Below are 18,593 nucleotides of genomic sequence, written 5' to 3' on the forward strand. Positions count from 1 at the left end.
GGTTTCAACACCTATCTTGATTAACCACAGAGAATGTTTTAGAGAAAGTTATGCGTACATATTTAGACCTTTTACAACATATCCTCGACAATGGCGGCGATAAAGGCGATCGTACAGGTACGGGTACTCGTTCAGTATTTGGTCATCAAATGCGGTTTGATCTTTCTAAAGGCTTTCCACTATTAACGACAAAAAAAGTACACTTCCGATCTATCGTGATTGAACTACTATGGTTTCTAAAAGGTGATACCAACGTTCAATATCTCAAAGATAATAAAGTCAGTATTTGGGATGAATGGGCAACCGCAGAACAAACTGCACGTTTTGGTCGCCCTGAGGGTGAACTTGGTCCTGTGTACGGGCATCAATGGCGTAACTTTGGCGCAACCCAAAATGAAGATGGTAGCTATCAGCAAAATGGTTTTGATCAGATTCAATGGCTTGTGAATGAAATTAAAACTAATCCTAATTCACGTCGTTTGATCGTCTCGGGTTGGAACCCAAATGAAGCAGCTAAAGTTGCTTTACCACCTTGCCATACCTTGTTTCAGTTTTTCGTACAAGATAACAAACTATCATGCCAGTTGTATCAACGGAGCGCAGATGTTTTTCTAGGCGTGCCATTTAATATTGCCAGTTATGCCCTACTTACACATATGATTGCTCAAGTTTGCGGCTTAGGTGTAGGTGACTTTGTTTGGACAGGTGGTGATACTCATTTATATGCTAATCACTTTGAGCAAGCACAATTACAGCTTACACGTGAGCCTCTACCCTTATGCCAATTAAAACTCAATCCCGAAATTACTGATATTTTTGACTTCAAATTTGAGGATATCGAAATTATTGGCTATGAGTCACACCCTGCTATTAAAGCACCCGTCGCAGTTTAAATCGATCAGAGAGAATATAAAATGGCATGGCAAGGTATTGAAGTTGTCCACGTAGTCGCAATGGATAAAAACAACTGTATTGGCAAGGGCAATGCTTTACCGTGGCATATCTCAGCTGATCTCAAACACTTTAAAGCGATTACCCAAGGCGGTGTTGTCTTGATGGGGCGTAAAACTTTAGAGTCTATGGGACGTGCTCTTCCCAACCGAGTGAATTGGGTCATCACGCGTGATTTAGAATGGCAATTTGAGGGTGTTAAAGTAGCACATAGCATTGAAGATGCTTTGACACATGCACTTACAGACGTACAACACGCTGAAAAAGCATCTTTATTTATTATTGGGGGGGGAGAGATTTTTACCCAGACCCTCGCAATTGCTGATCGTCTTGAATTAACCCATGTTGATCTAGATGTACAAGGTGATGCACATTACCCAAAAATCTCTGAGGATTTTCGCAAAGTAAACTCAGAACAACACATTGATGAAAAATCAAATATTGCTTTCGAGTTTGCGACCTACCAAAAATAAAAAATGGATCGCGCGTCATCATGCATAATATTGGATCACGTGAGTTTTTACTGGCGCTAGGCATTGGGCTATTACACAGTTTTTTTGCCTTATTTGTGATCCTCTCAAGTATTTGGTTATGTCTGGCATTCTGGATTCAACATCCTTTTGGAACAATCTTCAGCCGAATCATTATCATTCTTTGGGCACTGTTTGCACTTAGCCTACTTGGTGTTTATGTCAGTGGGCATATTTTTAGTCGCCGTACTGATCTTTTAATTTACTGTGTTGCCTTCGCCTGTTCACTGGTCTGGTATTTTTCATTAGAGGCTCGACAAGATCTTGACTGGAATCCTGAAGTCGCTGAGCAGCTTACTTACCAAAAGCAAGGCAATCTAGTACAGCTGCATAATGTGCGTAATTTTAATTGGCATAAAGACGGCACTTATGACATTCGCTGGGAAAATCGTACAATTGACCTAGATAAAATTACAGGCATCAATGTCATCACATCCTACTGGATGGGACCTCAAATCGCGCATACGTTAGTGAGTTTCGATTTCTCAGATCAAAAACCTTTGGTTTTTTCTATCGAGATTCGCAAAGAAAAAGGAGAAGAATTTTCCGCGATTGGTGGCTTCTTCCGTAAATATGAACTCAGTTTAGTGGCTTCTGATGAAAAAGATCTGATTTATACGCGAAGTAATATTCGTCATGAACAAGTTTATTTATTTCCAATAAGAATGCCTCAGACTGAACGTAAAGCGCTATTTATCGAATATCTACATAAAGCAGATGAGTTACGTGCTGAAGCAAAATGGTACAACACGCTTACCAGTAACTGTACAACGCTCGTTTTTGACATGATCCAAGCGATCAACCCACAAACTTTACCTAAAGATTATCGTTTACTGGCTTCCGGCTATTTACCCAATTATCTTTTTGATCTACAAGCACTTAATCAAAATTATAGTATGAAAGAATGGTATCAATTGGCATGGATCAATACACGTGCTGAAAAATATGAACAACAACCAGATCAATCCAGTGAATATTTTTCGAAAATCATTCGACATGGATTACCAAAAGCAAATTAGTCCATTTCGCTTTTTAACAAAACAATACTCAATCTCCTTCTATAGTCCATTTTGATTGATTTAAATCAATCAAGATGTATGCATTCACGTGATGATCGCGAATCCACAATCATCCTCGCAAATTATTGCAAGATCGTGGATAGAAATACCACATCATGAATACATAGGAAAAATACGCTCAGGCTTAGGTGAATTTTTATGAAATTTATAAGGGATACTGAATCAGTTATTTGATTTTTTGACATAAAAAGCTAAATCTCTGATTGATGATGGGCTTTTACTTTTCATTGACTTCGTATACTTTATTAGTATTCTTAGAATTAAAAATTGGGAAAATTTATGCAACAAGCACTATTCGGTGGAGGTTGCTTTTGGTGTGTAGAAGCTGTTTTTCTACAACTAAAAGGCGTCGAAAAAGTTGTGAGTGGTTATGCTGGTGGTATCGTTCACAATCCAAGTTATGATCAAGTTTGCCAAGGTAATACTCAACATGCAGAAGTTGTATTGATTGACTTTGATGAACAGCAAATCAATTATACTCAACTCCTAAATGTTTTCTTTACCACCCATGATCCAACTACTTTAAATCGTCAAGGTAATGATGTTGGCACCCAATACCGTTCTGTTGTCTATTATTTTAATGATGAACAAAAGCAGCAAGCGGAGAAAATTATTCAAGATTTAGAAAATGATGGTCTCAATATCGTAACTGAACTTAGCCCAGCACCAACATTTTACCCTGCTGAAGAATACCATCAAAATTTTTATGCCCGTAACCCATCACAAGGTTACTGCAATTTTAGCATCCCACCAAAACTGTCAAAATTGCGTTCAAAATATCTCGAACTACTCAAAACAGAGTAAGCATAAAAAAAGCAACTCACTGAGTTGCTTTTTTATGAAATAAATTTTAGTTTTCACTCACAAATGCAATATCACTCAACCCTGCTTCACTCGCCCGTGACATGACTTGCGCTACTGTATCGTATTTTGATTCTTTATCAGCACGTAACTGTACTGTCGGTTTTGCTTCTGCTTTTGCTGCTTCTTGGAAACGCGTCTGTAACTCATCCAAACTAATAATTTGAGCATCCCATGCCACTTCACCTTTTTCATTAATACTGATGGTGATTGCTTTCGGTGGTGGGTCTACAATGTCAGCGGTCGTTTTTGGTAAAGCTAATGGAATTGATGGGTTAGCAACCGTTGCTGTGACTAAAAAGATAATCATCAATACCAACATAATGTCGATCAGAGGAATGAGATTCATCTCATTCATGCCACTGTCGTGGTCTTCACCCAATTGAAAGCCCATCTTAAGCTTGACCTCCAACTAAACTTTGTTGAGTCGCTTTAGTTTCTGTCTTTGCAGGTGTTTCTTGCTGCAACATCGTATCGATTAACAAGCTATGTGCTTGATCTTGTAAATCATGTGCTAAACCACGATTGAAACGTACACAAATGTTGTAAGCCAATACCGCAGGAATCGCCACAGATAAACCCAAGCCAGTCATGATCAATGCTTCACCAACAGGAGTTGCAACTTGAGCTAAACCCGCCTGACCGCTCGTACCTACAGCGACAAGTGCATGGAAAATACCCCAAACAGTCCCAAACAAACCCACAAATGGCGCAAGCGAAGCAATTGTTCCAAGAACAGATACACCTTTTTCTGCTTGAGATTTTTCAGCTGAGATTTGACGAAGTAAAGCTTGCTCAGCAACCGCTTTGCGTTGTTCAAAGGTCAAAGGTTGTAACTTAGATTTAAGCTGAGCCAAAGCTTGAACAAGTTGACTGTAAGCCTGTTGTTTTAATTGGCGTGTTCCTAATAGACGTAGAATAAAGATCGTCCACGTTGCAATCGACATTGCTAAAAGGATGAAATACAGGGTTTTACTCACTGCATCTGCATGTTGCCAATAAACTGAAAAGTTCATATACGAACTCCTGATTTAATCTGTCACTAGGACGCAAATTTATTAAGGATTAAATTCAAACGGTTGCTCTGTTTTGATTGGATAAGCAATACCATTTTCCATATACGGTTTAAACTTTGAACTTCTAACAGCACGTAAAGCCTTTTCATCAAGACTCGGTAAACCACTACTACGAGTAATTCGAGCATTGGTTACTTTACCTTTTTCATCTGCCTCGATATAGATCGTAATTAAGCGTGTTTGATTTTCTAAATCTTTCGAAGTAAATGATACTCTTGGAGATCTACTCCATTGAATACCTGTCCCCCCGATAGAAACTCGTTTTGGTGAAGAATCAGCAGCTGGCTGTGGTTTAGGCGCTTCTGGTTGTACAACAGGTTGTGGTTTTTCCACTGGCTTTTCTGTCACAGTTGTACTAACAACCTTCGTTTCAACTTTGGATTCGACTTTAGGTTCAGTCTTTTGCACTACTTTTTTTGGTGTTTCTGCTTTGACCTGTTGTACTTTGTCAACTTTTTTCGGTGGTGGAGGTAAAGGCTTATCAATCACTTTTACTTCTTTCACTTCCTTTTTAGGTTGAGGTTTTGGCTTTTCTTTCGGCTTAGGTGGTTCTGGTTTAGGTGGTTCCGTAATTTTAACAAACTTAACCTTGAGTGGCTTTTTCTCAATCGGTTTTAACTCAATTGGCTTCATGTGGCTAACTGCCCACAGAACTCCTGCATGTCCAATCACAACCGCTACAAGTGCAGTGATGATCTTCTTTTTCATCGAGTGTGGCATATTCAATATCGCAGGAGATTGACTCATAAGAATCTAAGTACCTAATAGATGGTGAAATCTTTACAAAGTGAAAAACGATTTCAGTCATCGGATAGAACAATTAAAGTGGCGCAATAATAAATGAGAAGTGTTTTCATTTGCAACTATTTTTTTGTGAACATCTTTTAATTGATTGATCAATTTACACTTATTAAAATAAAATGTTATAACATAGCGTTATTAATATAAAAGAAGCATGCTTTAAAGCATGCTTTTTTAAAAATCTATTTGGTTTAGAAAACAACCGTTTTATTACCATCTACAATAATACGATCTTCCAAATGCCATTTTACAGCGCGAGCCAATACATTACGCTCAACGTCTTCGCCTAACTCACGTAACTGTTCTATATTGTAATCGTGGCTAACACGTTCAACATCTTGTTCAATAATTGGACCTTGATCGAGATCAGCAGTCACGTAATGTGCTGTTGCACCAATCAACTTCACCCCTTTCTCATAAGCTTGCTTATAAGGATTTGCCCCTACGAAAGCAGGTAAGAATGAATGGTGAATATTGATAATCTTCATTTCCCACTGCGCAACAAAATCTTCACTCAGAATCTGCATATAACGCGCTAAGATCAGTAAATCATTGCCTTGCATCATGTCATTAATTTGTGCATAAGCTTCGACTTTATTGTCTTTATTCACAGGCACAACATGGAATGGAATACCAAAGTTTTCAACAGACTCACGTAACGCTTCATGATTTGAAATCACTTGAGTAATTTCACATGGCAATGAACCACGTGCATGACGCCATAAAAGCTCTAATAAAGCATGATCCACTTTAGAAACGAGGATACCTACTTTCTTTAGTTCACCAACAAAAGTCAATTTCCATTGCATTTCATAACGTTCAGCAACATTGGCAGCAAATGTTTGCATCAATGCTTCTTTACGAGAATGTAAATGATCAAGTTCAAACTCAACACGCATAAAATAACGCCCGCCTTGAGCTTCTGTTGCGTACTGATCAAGTGCGGTAATATTTGCTCCCTGATGATACAAAAAGCTCGATACAGCTTGCACGATTCCAGGCTTGTCTTCGCAAGTAATCAGTAATCGTGCGGTATGGGCGGTCGTCGTGTTCATGTGGTTAATATCACTTATTCGAATCAAAGTTAAAATCAAGCCGAGCATTCTAGCTCTTTTTTGCTTGTGACTAAATACCTATCACTTATTCATCACTATCATTTTTCAGATTAGATAAACTCGCAAACAAGTCAGATGGGCCTAAAGACTTTAATAATTGTTCATACGTTTGACGACTTTCACCCATTAAATACGGGCCTTCCAAGAACACCATTTGTCGTAAAGCTTGCCATACCCATTTTTCTTCCAAATGGTTGTTGTCACTGATATGACCTGACATATATAAAAAGTTAGTCCAGTTGGTGAGTACAATCCACAAGTTGATAATCAAAGCTTCAATTTCTGAATCAGTCATCTTCATCAAACCGGCATCCACAAAGGCACGATAAATTTTTTGCCCTTGCTGCATCACCTGCCCTGCAAAACGAGGATATATTTTTCTGAAGTCTTCATTATTTTCAACAAGATGATAGACATCACGGTGAATAAAGCGATAAGCCCACAACTGATTACTCAAAACTTGGAAATAACTAATTTTATCATTGGCATTTAAAGGTCGATCCGTTGGCAAGGCTAACATCTCCAAGGTTTCAGCCTGATATTGCTGTGCTAATTCTTTAATAATTTCCTGTTTATTACGGAAGTGATAGTAAAGATTGCCTGGGCTAATTCCGAGTTCAGCAGCAATATGATTGGTTGTGACCGAACGTTCTCCACGCTCATTAAACAACTGCAAACTGATATGCAGAATTCTATCTTTTGTTTTATTCGGTTTAGCGTGAGACATTGAGTTTAACCATCTATAACATTATCAATAGGTTATAAAACAAACCTATAAAGCGACTTGACACTTTAGAGTATTTACTCTAAAAATTAAAAAATAATAAGCTTTCTTTTGGTCCACTCTTATGAACAGTCAAACAAAAACAACCGCTATGACACCTCATGTTGATGTGAAACGGCTACATGATTTGCTTGAACAGCAAAAAGCAGCTTACCAACGCTATCCTGTGCCAAGCGCCAAAGAACGTATTGAGCGCTTAGCTCGACTTAAAAATATCTTGGTAAAATATCAAGATCAATTTGCTAACGCAATTAGTCAAGATTATGGCAATCGTGCCATTATGGAAACCAAAATTGGCGAAGTTCTAACATGTTTAGAACATATCAAATACTATAGCAAAAACTTAACTGAGTGGATGAAGCCCTCTAAGCGCCATATCAGTATGTTACACCAACCTGCAAAAGGCTGGGTACAATATCAACCATTAGGTGTGATTGGTATTATTGCACCATGGAACTATCCATTATTACTTTCAGTTGGCCCATTGATCTGCGCAATCGCTGCAGGCAATCATGCCATGATCAAGATTTCGAGTGCATCTTCTCAGTTTGGTGCTGTATTGGAAAATGCACTTGCAGAAGTATTTCCTCAGGAACTTGTGAGTGTTATCAATGGTGGTGGCGCGATTTCAGATGCCTTTAGTCATTTAGCATTTGATAAATTAATTTTCACAGGTTCAACGTCTGTCGGTAAAACCGTGATGGCAGCAGCATCACAGAACTTAGTTCCTGTGATTTTAGAGCTAGGTGGAAAATCGCCTGCTCTTGTACATTCGGCAATGAATATTCGTGATGTGGCACAACGTATTGCGGTAGGTAAACTTTGGAATGCAGGTCAAACTTGCGTTGCACCTGATTATATGTTCCTACCTAAAGGCAAAACGGCAGAATTCACCAAGCACTATAACGACTTTGTGAATACGATGTACCCAACGCTACGTGACAATAAAGATTACACGTCAATTGTAAATGACAAACAATACAATCGTCTTCAAGGCTATTTAGAAGATGCACGTGATCAAGGTGCGACGATCGTCGAGTTAAACAGCAAGAAAGAATCTTTAACTGAAGTTCGTAAAATTGCACCAACGTTACTCACAGGTGTAACCACAGAAATGGAAATTATGAAGAATGAGATCTTTGGTCCAATTCTTCCTATTCTAGAATATGAACATATTGAAGATGCACTTCAATTTATCAATAGTCGACCACGTCCACTCGCATTCTACTATTTTGATATTGATATGGCTCGTGCTGATTATGTTGCAGGACGTACCCATTCTGGACATTTTGGTATTAACCAAACCCTCACTCATGTAGCGCAAGATGATCTACCATTTGGTGGTATAGGTGCATCGGGTATGGGCAAATATCATGGTAAAGAAGGCTTCTTCAGCTTCTCTAACGAACGTTCAGTGATGTCTAACCCTGTTAACCCTAAACTTTATAGTTTAAAATTCATTCTGCCGCCGTACAACAAACCAACGCATAAACTGCTTTTGAAAACACTATTCCGTTAAGCTGATCAAGGCATGATCTATCACACTAGATCATGTCCTGTTTTTACCAAATTCGCTTGTCTTTTAATCGTATTTTTGGTATAAAACGCCCCTTGAATGATTTCATCCGTTTACTTGAATGGCTAGTTGCACGAAACGGTGCTATATAAACTAGCAATGGAGTTCACCATGTCTAAGGTTTGCCAAGTTACCGGCAAGCGTCCTATCGTTGGTAACAACGTATCGCACGCAAACAACAAAACCAAACGCCGGTTCGAGCCGAACCTGCACCACCACCGTTTTTGGTTAGAAAGCGAAAAGCGTTTTGTACGTCTTCGTTTAACCACTAAAGGTATGCGTATTATTGATAAATTGGGTATTGAGAAAGTTGTTGCTGATCTCCGTGCTCAAGGTCAAAAGATCTAAGGAGTCTGAACAATGCGTGATAAAATCCGCCTCGTTTCTACAGCTGGTACAGGTTATTTCTATACCACTACTAAGAACAAACGTACTATGCCGGAAAAAATGGAAATCAAAAAATTTGATCCAAAAATCCGTCAACACGTAATCTTCAAAGAAGCTAAAATTAAATAATTTTAGTTTTCTTAAAAAAACGACTTCAATTGAAGTCGTTTTTTTTGCTAAAAAAAATGTTTTGGCTAAAATAAAATGAATCACTATTTCATAATTTTTTTTGATAAATAAAAAATTTGTCATCAACAAATCCGATTTTACTTGTTACAATTTATTCGCTGTTTTCTTGGCATGTTTTATGCTGAATTATTTGTACCTTAACCGCAATGATTAAGGAGTTTCAATGCCTCATGATGTTGATTTAATTATATTACTTGCCGTCGGTTTCGGTGTAGCACTTATTTTTGGCTATATTGCCGCACGTTTACGTCTACCACCATTAATTGGTTATTTGGTAGCAGGTATTATTATAAGCCCTAACACCCCAGGTATCGTGGCAGATATACATCTCGCCAATCAACTTGCCGAACTCGGGGTAATGTTCTTAATGTTTGGCGTAGGGATGCATTTTTCCCTCAATGATTTATTACTTGTTCGTCGTATCGCCCTGCCCGGTGCGATTTTACAAATCGCTGTAGCAACACTCTTAGGTGTCGCTGTATCTATGTTTTGGGGCTGGAGTTTTGGTTCTGCACTGATTTTTGGTTTAAGTTTATCGTGTGCAAGTACCGTAGTATTACTCAAAGCACTGAGTGATCGTGGTTTACTCGATTCTGTCAATGGCAAAATTGCAGTGGGTTGGCTTTTGGTTGAAGATCTTGTTATGGTCTTGGTCTTAGTTTTATTACCTGCAATAGCTGTTCTACTTGGTGGACACCCATTAGCTGGAACGGATACCTCTCAAAATATTTGGATCACCATCGGCCTAACATTACTGAAAGTAACAGGTTTTATCGCCTTCATGCTGATTATTGGGAAGCGCTTAATCCCGAAAATTATGCAATTGGTTGCTCGTTTAGGTTCTCGTGAATTATTTACACTTACCGTCGTTGCTGCTGCCGTTTCGATTGCTTATGGTTCTTATGCGATCTTTGGTGTCTCAATGGCATTAGGTGCTTTCTTTGCTGGCATGGTCGTAAAAGAATCTGATTTCAGCCATAGAGCAGAAGAAGAGACGCTTTCATTGCGTGAAATCTTTGCGATCTTATTTTTTGTTTCAGTGGGAATGTTATTCGATCCAAAAATCTTGATTGAACAACCTTTACATATTTTAGCTGTCGTTGCCATTATCATGATTGGTAAGACTTTAGCAGCGATGGCTTTAGTTTTATTCTTCCGCTACCCAATTAATACAGCTCTCACTGTAGGCGCTAGTTTGGCACAAATTGGGGAGTTTTCATTCATTTTAGCAACCTTGGGCTTGTCACTCGGTCTACTCACCCCAGATGCACAAAACTTGATTCTTGCTGGTGCGTTATTTTCAATAACTTTAAATTCATTTGTATTTTCAGCGATTGAACCCGCTCAACGCTGGATACGAGAACGCTCACATTTAGCTCGCTTATTAGAACGCAGTGGCGACCCGCTTGCCATGCTTCCAGATGAAGTTGATCAAGCTTATTTACGTGATCAGGTGGTGATCATTGGCTATGGTGGCGTAGGACGCCGCATTAGTGAAAACCTGATGCAACAGAATATCAAGGTCGTGATTGCTGAAGAAAATCGTGAGATTGTTGAAAAACTGCGTGCCCAAGGAATGGCTGCCGTAAGCGGTGAAGCGACTGAACCTTATGTACTCATACAAGCCCATATTCAGCATGCACGCTTATTGGTTATTTCCCCTATGGATATTTTAGATATTCATCGTATTGTCGATATTGCAAAGCAATTGAATCCTGAGATTCAGGTCTTGATCTGTGCTGAAAGCAAGGAAGAGGCTGCTGTTATTCGCGATGAAAATATTGGTGAAGTTTTCTATGCGAAAGAAGAAATGGCGAAAAATATGAGCCATCATATCCTGAACCAAATTGAGCTTGCTCATCAAAGTACGTTACATTAACAATCTATTTTCAAATTAAAGCATCTAATACCAATTATTCAGATAGTTGGTATTTTTTATCTTTTAAATTTCAGTCTTATGATTTAAAGCTAAAATCCAAATACTTAATAACATTTAACCCTCGTATCTGCTCAATGCTTTTGAAAGCTGACGAAGTGTTTTGATTTGTTTGCCATAACGGCGACAAGAACGACAAGCAAATAAATGTAATTGTAGATTGCTCTGCTCTATAAACTGAAGTGGTCTATCCTGTTTCTCGGAAATTAATTGTGTTGCTTGTCGGCAAGTTAGTATGCGCAATCCTCCTTAAGTAACCATTTATTTTCTAGACATTCACGTAATCTAGTTCGGCTTCTATACACCAAGACATTAAAATTTGAGACAATAATCTCAAAACACGAACTTAAACCAAAATTAACTCTTATTAAATAGATGAAAATAGAGACTACGCCCACTGTAGACACAATTAACAGAATTAAAGACTTTCCAATGAGTTAACCTGAACGATGCTAAATAGCATTTAAAGAAAACCTCAACGGGTGTGCAGCATCAATACCGTCCGAAATGTATAGATTAAATATTTGTGGTAGTATTGCGCGCAATTGGAAATCTCTTAATCAAGCTAGAAGAGTTTCGTTGTTTGATGCTCACGCTCAATGTATCCAAATATTTAGTCATAGCGTCTGTTCGATCAGATCAATCGGTTGCGCTTTGCCGAAAATGTTTGGACATACATCAGTGATGAATTCTTACTTTAAGTTTATTTCCCACTATTTGTCATAAATAGTCTATTTTCTAATCCGCTCAATCATTTTATTAGGTTGTTTAACACTGAATAAAGGCATGATTTTTTATGAATATTGAAAAAACTCAGACACCACGAATCAGTGTTGCACCCATGATGGACTGGACAATCAAAATTTTATTTATATTTCAAATCAAAAACTTATTAAAAAATTTTAAAATTTTAGGCGTAAAATAGGCGCAAATAACGTCCACATTTTGTCCAATTTTGCTGTTCTATTATTTTAATTTTATTTGATTGTTATTTAACCAAAAAAGCTTTAATTTACTATATTTCTGAGAGTTCATATAAAAAATCTGAAACTTTCTGTGCAAGAATTTCATGATCATCTTGACTTTCAACAATATCCACCATCAAATCATCAAGTCCCGTATTATCTTGAATACTGACACCTTGAATTTCAAGGAAAGTAAGCATCACGGCAAGACCTGTCCGTTTATTACCATCTACAAATGCATGTCCTTTTGATATCGCAATACCGTACCAAGCAGCTATTTCATAAAGATCATCGACCTGATTGTAATACATTTGTTGATCAATTCTACTTAACACACTTTCTAATTTATCAAGATGACACCCCTCTCGACCAACTCCTGTTTGTCTCAAAATTTCATCATGAACAGCAATTACAAATGTAGAATTGATGGTACTCATTTATAAGCTAACTCTTGAATTTCTTTCTTATGCTGTTGAATGACACGTTTTGCACTATGCATTACGACACGCTTTGTTGCCTCATTGTTATCAAACGGAATTGATAATAGTTGACCAGCCATCGCTGAACGTGGCTTTCTATTTTCAATTTTAAAATCACTTAAACGTTTAGTCATAGTCCTCTTCCTATCAGGTGTTTCAATATACATTCATTTTAACATTGAATAGACCTACCGACACTCATTTCACAAAGCCTTGGTAATCTGACTCAAACAGTTTAAGCATTGCTTTCTCGTGCTTTTCAATTTGTTCTCTTTTCCAGACTTTTTCTTTTTCAAGCAATTGAATCATTAAGTATAATTTAAGTGTATCAATTTTACCCTTGTTTATCTCATGCATAAAATAATCACGTTTAGCACTTGGCAAGCGATTACCTATGCTCGAATTCTTACTCGAACTAATGAGGCCTAAGTTACCAAAGCTATGTAAATTTTCATCATCATCTTTACTATCCGCAACTTCAACTTGCTGTGCATAAAAATGCTCAACTGAACTCCGTTGCGTAAATTTAAAGTTTTTAATTACACCATGCCGATCATCTAAATTATGGTTTGTAGCGTCACAATAAATCAAGAAATCCAAATAGTTAAAGACAAAATTACTTTCAATATTGCCAAAGCTTAGTTTTGATGGATCAATTTTAAAATCATCAATTGTATGATTACCATAAATCAAATCAAAATAATCAATCTGTTTTTCATTTAGATACCGCTGAAAAATAAATTTTCTCGCTAAATGTTGTAATGCATTAAAATAGTCAGACTCAGATTTATCTTTATTTTGATAAAGCCAATACAGTGCACCATTTAACCAATATTTATAAGACAAGGTAGGCGTGGATACATGAAATGCTGTCATCAATAACAGAACTCTTTGAGCAATATCAGTATTATTTCCCTCAAATGTATTCACATACGAGCTACTATCTTTATATCGTTTAAGCCGCTTTATACTCCAATCATCATGATCCGTAGAATAATCCCGTTTAACAATGTATTGATCAAATATAAATTTGCACTTCAGCAGGGTAAACATAAAACCTTTTACATTCTCAATAACCCTTTCATGCTCTTGGTTTCCCTGCCCTTTTAATAGAATATATTTTTCAAATTGATCAATCAGTTGCTTATCATCCAATGCAACTTTTTGATTACGGTTCGTTTGACTTAGCCAAATTTGTAAAACCTGCAATAAGAAATTTGGGAAATTAATGATACTGTTGAATCGTTCAGGTTTTTCTTCGCTTTTATCTGGATTTTTAATGTTGTCAGGAGGAATGGTAAGCATATCCAAAATTCTTAATTTAGATTCTTTTTTCTGATGAGACTGAACTAAATTATCTGCATAGTTTTGCTGTAATTCTGAAAAATCATTAGAAATAAAATCTCCCCAATCCTTTCCAAAAATCGCTTCACGCTGCGCAGTTGAAAAACCATATTGTACATAGCGCTCCATGTTAGCAGTCGCATTCCAAATGTTAGTGAATAACGCAATGCTTGATATTTTATCAGCTTCATCATTTATTTTATTGAGTACGCCAATCAATTTCGCTTTTAAAATTTCATGTTTTTCTAATTGTTCACCGCGACTATTCATCACCTCAAAATAATGATTGAGATTGGTATCCTTCGGAACTGCAACTTGTGTAATGACTACGTTTTGAAATAGGTATTCGCAAAAATCAACTAAACGTTTTTGTTTGATGATTTTTTGAATTGCTTGTTGAACTAACTCAAACCCTTGAATGATATCAGCGTTATATGTTGATGATCTCAAGTGTTGAAGTTGATCACCTCGTAATAAGACCTGAAAGGTTAAAGAAGACTTTGGACGACTTTCAAAATCAAGATTGAATTGATTAAACCAAGACATATCAAGAACAATTTTTTCTTCTTTGGATAATCGTTTCAAGCAAATTGCCAACAAAGTTAAAGTGGTAAATCGTTGCTGACCATCGATAATTTCATATTTGCCATTACTATGCTCAAAAACAACCAGCGTTCCAATATAATATTTTTTATTTTCTTTTTGATAATCTTGAATATCCAAAATTAACTGATCAATTTCTTTCTCACCCCAAGCATAATTCCGCTGATACATCGGAATCATATAAGCCTGTTTATTTTCTAATAGACTTTTAACATCAAGTGCATGGATAAATTCATTTGTCATGATGATGTTCCTATTTGATATAATTTAATTCTTTAAATAATTTAACTAAAGGCTCAACGTTAGTGCCTTCCTGTTTATCAACAATAGGAAGTGACCAGCCAAGTAGCTCATTGGGTGATTGAGCATATTTTAGTAAACTGAATATATTCTTTTCTCGAACATAGTTATCTATGGTTGCCAATTGCACCGAATATTGCCTAATCCGACAGTGATATGCCCAAATAAAAATCTTTTCAATCGCCTCTGATAACCGATCTGTAGCAAATTTATCGATGTAAAAAATCAATGCACAATCAAACAAAGTTCGCACATAACGATCACCTGACCGATGGCTTGCACGATGAAATTCATTCAATCTTTTGATAATTCTATTCGCTCTGTCTTGTAGTGTTGTACCAAATATAGAGTTCTGCTCAGACCGATCTTGGTGATCAACCACATTACTGATCTGTTTTTCATAGTATTCAACCATTTCAAAAAAACGACGACCGTTAATGATTATTTGATCAAGCTGAAATGGGAAACTCATTTTTTGTCGATCTATTTGCCGTTGATATTGTGCGTTATAGTCATCGATAAAATAATGCGCTATGCGTAATGGTTCTAAATATGGATGTTGCGACGCTTGTTCAAGATGAATACCTTTAAAAAGATACGCATGATCTTTATTGAAATATCTTGCAGACTTCCCCCTTGACCAAAGACGTATACGGAATAAATAGTTCGAAAATAAATTTGCCAAATGCTCCGAGTCTAAACTTTCCCAATGAGCAACAGTTTCGGCTTTTACCTGTTGTTCCTGTGCAGAAAATTCTCGTAAATGATAGGCTTTTAAAAGATCATGCGGTTCTAAATCACGACCACGTGCATTCTGCGAATCAAAAAACTGAAATGCTTCTGAAACATCATCTAAAATAAAAACCGCAACCTGACAATTATTTAATAAAAAATCAATATCTTGTTCCGAAAATTGTAACGAGACAATCCGTTTTGCTTCATTAAAATTTTGGTAAATGTTGTAATGACTAATATCACTATTGAATTCCTGCCTGCGCATAAAACCGTTAATAGCTTTAGATATTTCAAACAAATCTATTTTTAGACCATCTCGTTTTAAATCTAATTTTTGCTCCTGAATAGCTGCCCTAACGAGTAACATTAAAGTTATAGTTCGTTGTTGCCCATCCACAATATCTATATTTTTATAATTATCACTCATTGGATTACGATGTAATACGATAGTACCCAATCGATATGCAGATTTATCTTTATGTTCCTGTATATCATTGACTAGAGCATTTAAATTTTTTTCAGTCCATTTATACGGACGCTGGTAATCAGGAATACTCAGTTGTTCTAAACTTAATAGTAATTCTTGTACCGACCAAATCCCTGTTTGAAGTTGATCAACGTGATGCTGAGCCATAAAAAATTATCCTGAAATTAATTTTTTAATTGTTAAAATTGTTATTTCATACTTCGAAGCAATTTATAGCCATACCCATAATCCAGAACAAGAGTTTTTGTAGATTCACAAATACTTTTTTCAATCAACTGATTAAGCAATTGTTCTGCCTGAGTATATCCAATTAAAAACTTACGCTGTAAACTCGATACCGAAACAGCACCCACTTCCTCTGTGAATAATTTGGCACATTCAAAAAGATCATCTGATTGCATAATTCCCTCATTCTCAATGAATTAAATTTTTGCTCGTACTAAGACTATGCTGACATTGTCATATGCCTGCTTTGAAACTAATGACGCTTTCATATTGAGTAACCATGTTCGAAGCTCCATATCTGCTTTTAAAGGAAGCCATTCCCCACACTCCATCACATCATGTACACCATCTGTACAAACCAATAAGGCATCATTCTCAGTCAAATATTCTTCTGTTCTTGTAAAATCCATCACTTCATGCAAAGGATCAGCACAAAAGTATTGTAATAATGCACCATAAATACTGGCGTAGTTTTCTCCTGCTCTTAGCTCGCCACTTTCTCTTAACTGTTCAAGATAATTGTGATCTCTGGTCAGGCAGTGCCACTTTTGATCATGTTGGCTAAACAAATAAACTCGACTATCGCCAAGATGTTGAATGGTCACAAAACCTTGTTCGCCATCATTTTCAATGAGTGCGAGAGTTGAACTTGCGCCAAAACTATTTTTTTGATGTGCTACCTGATCAACAAGATACTGCTGAATAACGGATGTTTGATATTGGTCTAATTCTCTATTTTGAGTTAAAGCCTTTAAGACCGTGTATGAGGCTTTATCTGCTGTTGGGCTATTGCTAATCCCATCCGCTACAGCAACACACCACTGTTCTTTTTCAGAATGGCTATATAGTTTAGTGATGAGTCCATCATGTTGAATAACTTTATTTTCAATCAATATGGCATCTTGTTGATACTTCGATCTTGCCTTCCATGTCAGACCTTGCATTTCAAAAGTACTCATCACACCGATCTCACACTTGGTAATGATTTTATTTTTACCAAACCCCAATAGCACAATCAAGAAAAATATTAAATAAATTATTGATTAACAATAAATTATTTATTTAAAAACTTACTTTACGCTTTTTGATTCTCATTCATGTCTAACTATTTAAGCAAAGATGTAATAAAATATTTTTCAAGCTAAATCATGGTTTAAGACGATACTTTTGTTTCGGACTTTTCGGTTTATCTGGAATAGTACGTTCAATCAAGCCAGCTTCTATAGCAGGATTCAAGTAATTCTTTTGGAACGTTGCTCGATGAGTCAATCCGACCAATTGCATCAACTCAGCCAAAGTATAGTCTTCTTGCTTCATTGCCGAAATTAAACGCTGAACTTGATCGCTCACTTGTACGCCAGCTTGAGCGGTAACATGATCGCTATCTTGAGCGGTATCAGTTGAACTGAGGATTGCATCTAAAATCATCTGCAAAATAAATTCTATAAATGGTGCTGAATCAACACGATCAGTACTTGCTTGCAATGCTTCGTAATAAGCTTTTTGATTTTGATAGATCAAACTCTCAACAGGAATATTAGCAAAGATTGGATTCCATCTGCTTAATATCAAAGTTTGCCATAGCCTTCCCATTCGACCATTGCCGTCCGCAAATGGATGAATAAATTCAAATTCATAGTGGAATACTGAACTTTGAATGAGTGGATGCACATCACTGTCATTCAACCAATCAAGTAGATCAACCATTAATCGATTAATTTGATTTGCAGGCGGAGCCATATGCACCACTCGATCACCTGACATCACACCTACACCACCATGACGATACTGACCGACTTCATCAATCAAACCTGTCATTAAAATTTGATGCGCTTGTAATAGGTCTCTTTCTTGGCTTGGTTGCCATTGCTGAAAGGCTTCATAGGCTTTGATAGCGTTACGCACTTCCTGAACTTCTTTCGGAGGTGCTATTATAGTCTTACCATTAAGAATCGCCGTGATCTGCTCTGTACTTAAAGTATTCCCTTCAATCGCAAGTGAGCCTTGAATGCTACGGATACGATTAGCTTTTCTAAGTTTTAGGCTGTCTTGGATTTCCTCTAAAACAGTCAAGCGCCCTATATTCTCACTAATCTGTGCTATCAGATGAATGATTTTTGAGGTAATAGTATAAGGCGGTTGGTATTTCATATTCCCTCTATGATTTAAC

General features: G+C 36.9%; 21 protein-coding genes and 1 pseudogene. 8 read left to right on the forward strand and 14 right to left on the reverse strand.

The window, feature by feature from the left end:
- Nucleotides 1–50 precede the first annotated feature (50 nt).
- The 4 genes from thyA to msrA all read left to right on the forward strand — a co-directional run bounded on the left by thyA (nucleotide 51) and on the right by msrA (nucleotide 3,364).
- On the forward strand, nucleotides 51–893 hold the full coding sequence (thyA, locus tag CDG59_RS00095; protein ID WP_087542783.1) for a thymidylate synthase: 843 nt from the start codon (nucleotides 51–53) through the stop codon (nucleotides 891–893).
- Between the two features lie 21 nt (nucleotides 894–914).
- Nucleotides 915–1,424, forward strand: coding sequence for a dihydrofolate reductase (locus CDG59_RS00100; RefSeq protein ID WP_087542785.1), 510 nt, complete (start codon nucleotides 915–917; stop codon nucleotides 1,422–1,424).
- 20 nt (nucleotides 1,425–1,444) lie between these two features.
- Nucleotides 1,445–2,500: a DUF4105 domain-containing protein gene (locus tag CDG59_RS00105; RefSeq protein ID WP_087542787.1), complete on the forward strand. Its 1,056-nt coding sequence runs from the start codon at nucleotides 1,445–1,447 to the stop codon at nucleotides 2,498–2,500.
- A gap of 339 nt (nucleotides 2,501–2,839) precedes the next feature.
- The gene (gene msrA / locus CDG59_RS00110; protein ID WP_087537288.1) at nucleotides 2,840–3,364 is read left to right on the forward strand and encodes a peptide-methionine (S)-S-oxide reductase MsrA; all 525 of its coding nucleotides are present in this window, start codon (nucleotides 2,840–2,842) and stop codon (nucleotides 3,362–3,364) included.
- A 46-nt stretch (nucleotides 3,365–3,410) separates the two neighbouring features.
- Here msrA and CDG59_RS00115 read toward each other — a convergent pair whose 3' ends face one another.
- The 5 genes from CDG59_RS00115 to CDG59_RS00135 all read right to left on the reverse strand — a co-directional run bounded on the left by CDG59_RS00115 (nucleotide 3,411) and on the right by CDG59_RS00135 (nucleotide 7,140).
- Nucleotides 3,411–3,815: an ExbD/TolR family protein gene (locus CDG59_RS00115; protein WP_087542789.1), complete on the reverse strand. Its 405-nt coding sequence runs from the start codon at nucleotides 3,813–3,815 to the stop codon at nucleotides 3,411–3,413.
- 1 nt (nucleotide 3,816) lies between these two features.
- Nucleotides 3,817–4,437 carry a MotA/TolQ/ExbB proton channel family protein gene (locus CDG59_RS00120; protein ID WP_005162437.1) on the reverse strand — a complete coding sequence of 207 codons (621 nt, stop codon included), beginning with the start codon at nucleotides 4,435–4,437 and terminating at the stop codon, nucleotides 3,817–3,819.
- Nucleotides 4,438–4,479: 42 nt separating this feature from the next.
- Nucleotides 4,480–5,244, reverse strand: a complete 765-nt coding sequence (locus CDG59_RS00125; protein WP_087542791.1) for an energy transducer TonB — start codon at nucleotides 5,242–5,244, stop codon at nucleotides 4,480–4,482.
- Nucleotides 5,245–5,489: 245 nt separating this feature from the next.
- Nucleotides 5,490–6,353: a formyltetrahydrofolate deformylase gene (gene purU, locus CDG59_RS00130; protein WP_087543100.1), complete on the reverse strand. Its 864-nt coding sequence runs from the start codon at nucleotides 6,351–6,353 to the stop codon at nucleotides 5,490–5,492.
- Nucleotides 6,354–6,438: 85 nt separating this feature from the next.
- Complete coding sequence (locus CDG59_RS00135; protein ID WP_087542793.1) at nucleotides 6,439–7,140, reverse strand: TetR/AcrR family transcriptional regulator; 702 nt, start codon at nucleotides 7,138–7,140, stop codon at nucleotides 6,439–6,441.
- 121 nt (nucleotides 7,141–7,261) lie between these two features.
- Here CDG59_RS00135 and CDG59_RS00140 point away from each other — a divergent pair, with 121 nt between their 5' ends.
- The 4 genes from CDG59_RS00140 (at nucleotide 7,262) to CDG59_RS00155 (ending at nucleotide 11,228) form a co-directional block, all read left to right on the forward strand.
- On the forward strand, nucleotides 7,262–8,716 hold the full coding sequence (locus CDG59_RS00140) for a coniferyl aldehyde dehydrogenase (RefSeq protein ID WP_087542795.1): 1,455 nt from the start codon (nucleotides 7,262–7,264) through the stop codon (nucleotides 8,714–8,716).
- Nucleotides 8,717–8,884: 168 nt separating this feature from the next.
- Nucleotides 8,885–9,121 (forward strand): 50S ribosomal protein L28, encoded by a 237-nt coding sequence (rpmB, locus tag CDG59_RS00145; protein ID WP_004649871.1) that lies wholly within the window; start codon nucleotides 8,885–8,887, stop codon nucleotides 9,119–9,121.
- A gap of 12 nt (nucleotides 9,122–9,133) precedes the next feature.
- Nucleotides 9,134–9,289: a 50S ribosomal protein L33 gene (gene rpmG, locus CDG59_RS00150; RefSeq protein ID WP_003654787.1), complete on the forward strand. Its 156-nt coding sequence runs from the start codon at nucleotides 9,134–9,136 to the stop codon at nucleotides 9,287–9,289.
- A 223-nt stretch (nucleotides 9,290–9,512) separates the two neighbouring features.
- A complete protein-coding gene (locus tag CDG59_RS00155; protein ID WP_087542796.1) occupies nucleotides 9,513–11,228 on the forward strand; it encodes a cation:proton antiporter in 1,716 nt (571 codons plus the stop codon).
- A gap of 114 nt (nucleotides 11,229–11,342) precedes the next feature.
- On the opposite strand, the gene CDG59_RS00160 is transcribed toward CDG59_RS00155, so the two are convergent.
- The 9 genes and pseudogenes from CDG59_RS00160 to CDG59_RS00200 all read right to left on the reverse strand — a co-directional run bounded on the left by CDG59_RS00160 (nucleotide 11,343) and on the right by CDG59_RS00200 (nucleotide 18,574).
- Complete coding sequence (locus CDG59_RS00160; protein ID WP_087543102.1) at nucleotides 11,343–11,522, reverse strand: zf-HC2 domain-containing protein; 180 nt, start codon at nucleotides 11,520–11,522, stop codon at nucleotides 11,343–11,345.
- A pseudogene (locus CDG59_RS00165) lies at nucleotides 11,516–11,614 on the reverse strand (RNA polymerase subunit sigma); the annotation flags it as partial. The pseudogene CDG59_RS00165 and the gene CDG59_RS00160, both read right to left, overlap by 7 nt.
- Before the next feature lie 686 nt (nucleotides 11,615–12,300).
- Nucleotides 12,301–12,687, reverse strand: a complete 387-nt coding sequence (locus tag CDG59_RS00170; RefSeq protein ID WP_005218292.1) for a type II toxin-antitoxin system death-on-curing family toxin — start codon at nucleotides 12,685–12,687, stop codon at nucleotides 12,301–12,303.
- On the reverse strand, nucleotides 12,684–12,863 hold the full coding sequence (locus tag CDG59_RS00175; RefSeq protein ID WP_004818975.1) for a hypothetical protein: 180 nt from the start codon (nucleotides 12,861–12,863) through the stop codon (nucleotides 12,684–12,686). The genes CDG59_RS00170 and CDG59_RS00175 overlap by 4 nt, the downstream gene beginning before the upstream one ends.
- 64 nt (nucleotides 12,864–12,927) lie before the next feature.
- Nucleotides 12,928–14,919 (reverse strand): DUF262 domain-containing protein, encoded by a 1,992-nt coding sequence (locus CDG59_RS00180; RefSeq protein WP_087542798.1) that lies wholly within the window; start codon nucleotides 14,917–14,919, stop codon nucleotides 12,928–12,930.
- Between the two features lie 10 nt (nucleotides 14,920–14,929).
- Complete coding sequence (locus CDG59_RS00185; RefSeq protein ID WP_087542800.1) at nucleotides 14,930–16,345, reverse strand: DUF262 domain-containing protein; 1,416 nt, start codon at nucleotides 16,343–16,345, stop codon at nucleotides 14,930–14,932.
- A gap of 41 nt (nucleotides 16,346–16,386) precedes the next feature.
- Nucleotides 16,387–16,599 carry a DNA translocase FtsK gene (locus CDG59_RS00190; RefSeq protein ID WP_087542802.1) on the reverse strand — a complete coding sequence of 71 codons (213 nt, stop codon included), beginning with the start codon at nucleotides 16,597–16,599 and terminating at the stop codon, nucleotides 16,387–16,389.
- A gap of 21 nt (nucleotides 16,600–16,620) precedes the next feature.
- Complete coding sequence (locus CDG59_RS00195; RefSeq protein ID WP_087543103.1) at nucleotides 16,621–17,382, reverse strand: PP2C family protein-serine/threonine phosphatase; 762 nt, start codon at nucleotides 17,380–17,382, stop codon at nucleotides 16,621–16,623.
- Between the two features lie 187 nt (nucleotides 17,383–17,569).
- Nucleotides 17,570–18,574: a Fic family protein gene (locus tag CDG59_RS00200; protein WP_087542804.1), complete on the reverse strand. Its 1,005-nt coding sequence runs from the start codon at nucleotides 18,572–18,574 to the stop codon at nucleotides 17,570–17,572.
- Between the last annotated feature and the right edge of the window lie 19 nt (nucleotides 18,575–18,593).

Source organism: Acinetobacter sp. WCHA29 (assembly GCF_002165335.1).
Taxonomy (GTDB): domain Bacteria; phylum Pseudomonadota; class Gammaproteobacteria; order Pseudomonadales; family Moraxellaceae; genus Acinetobacter.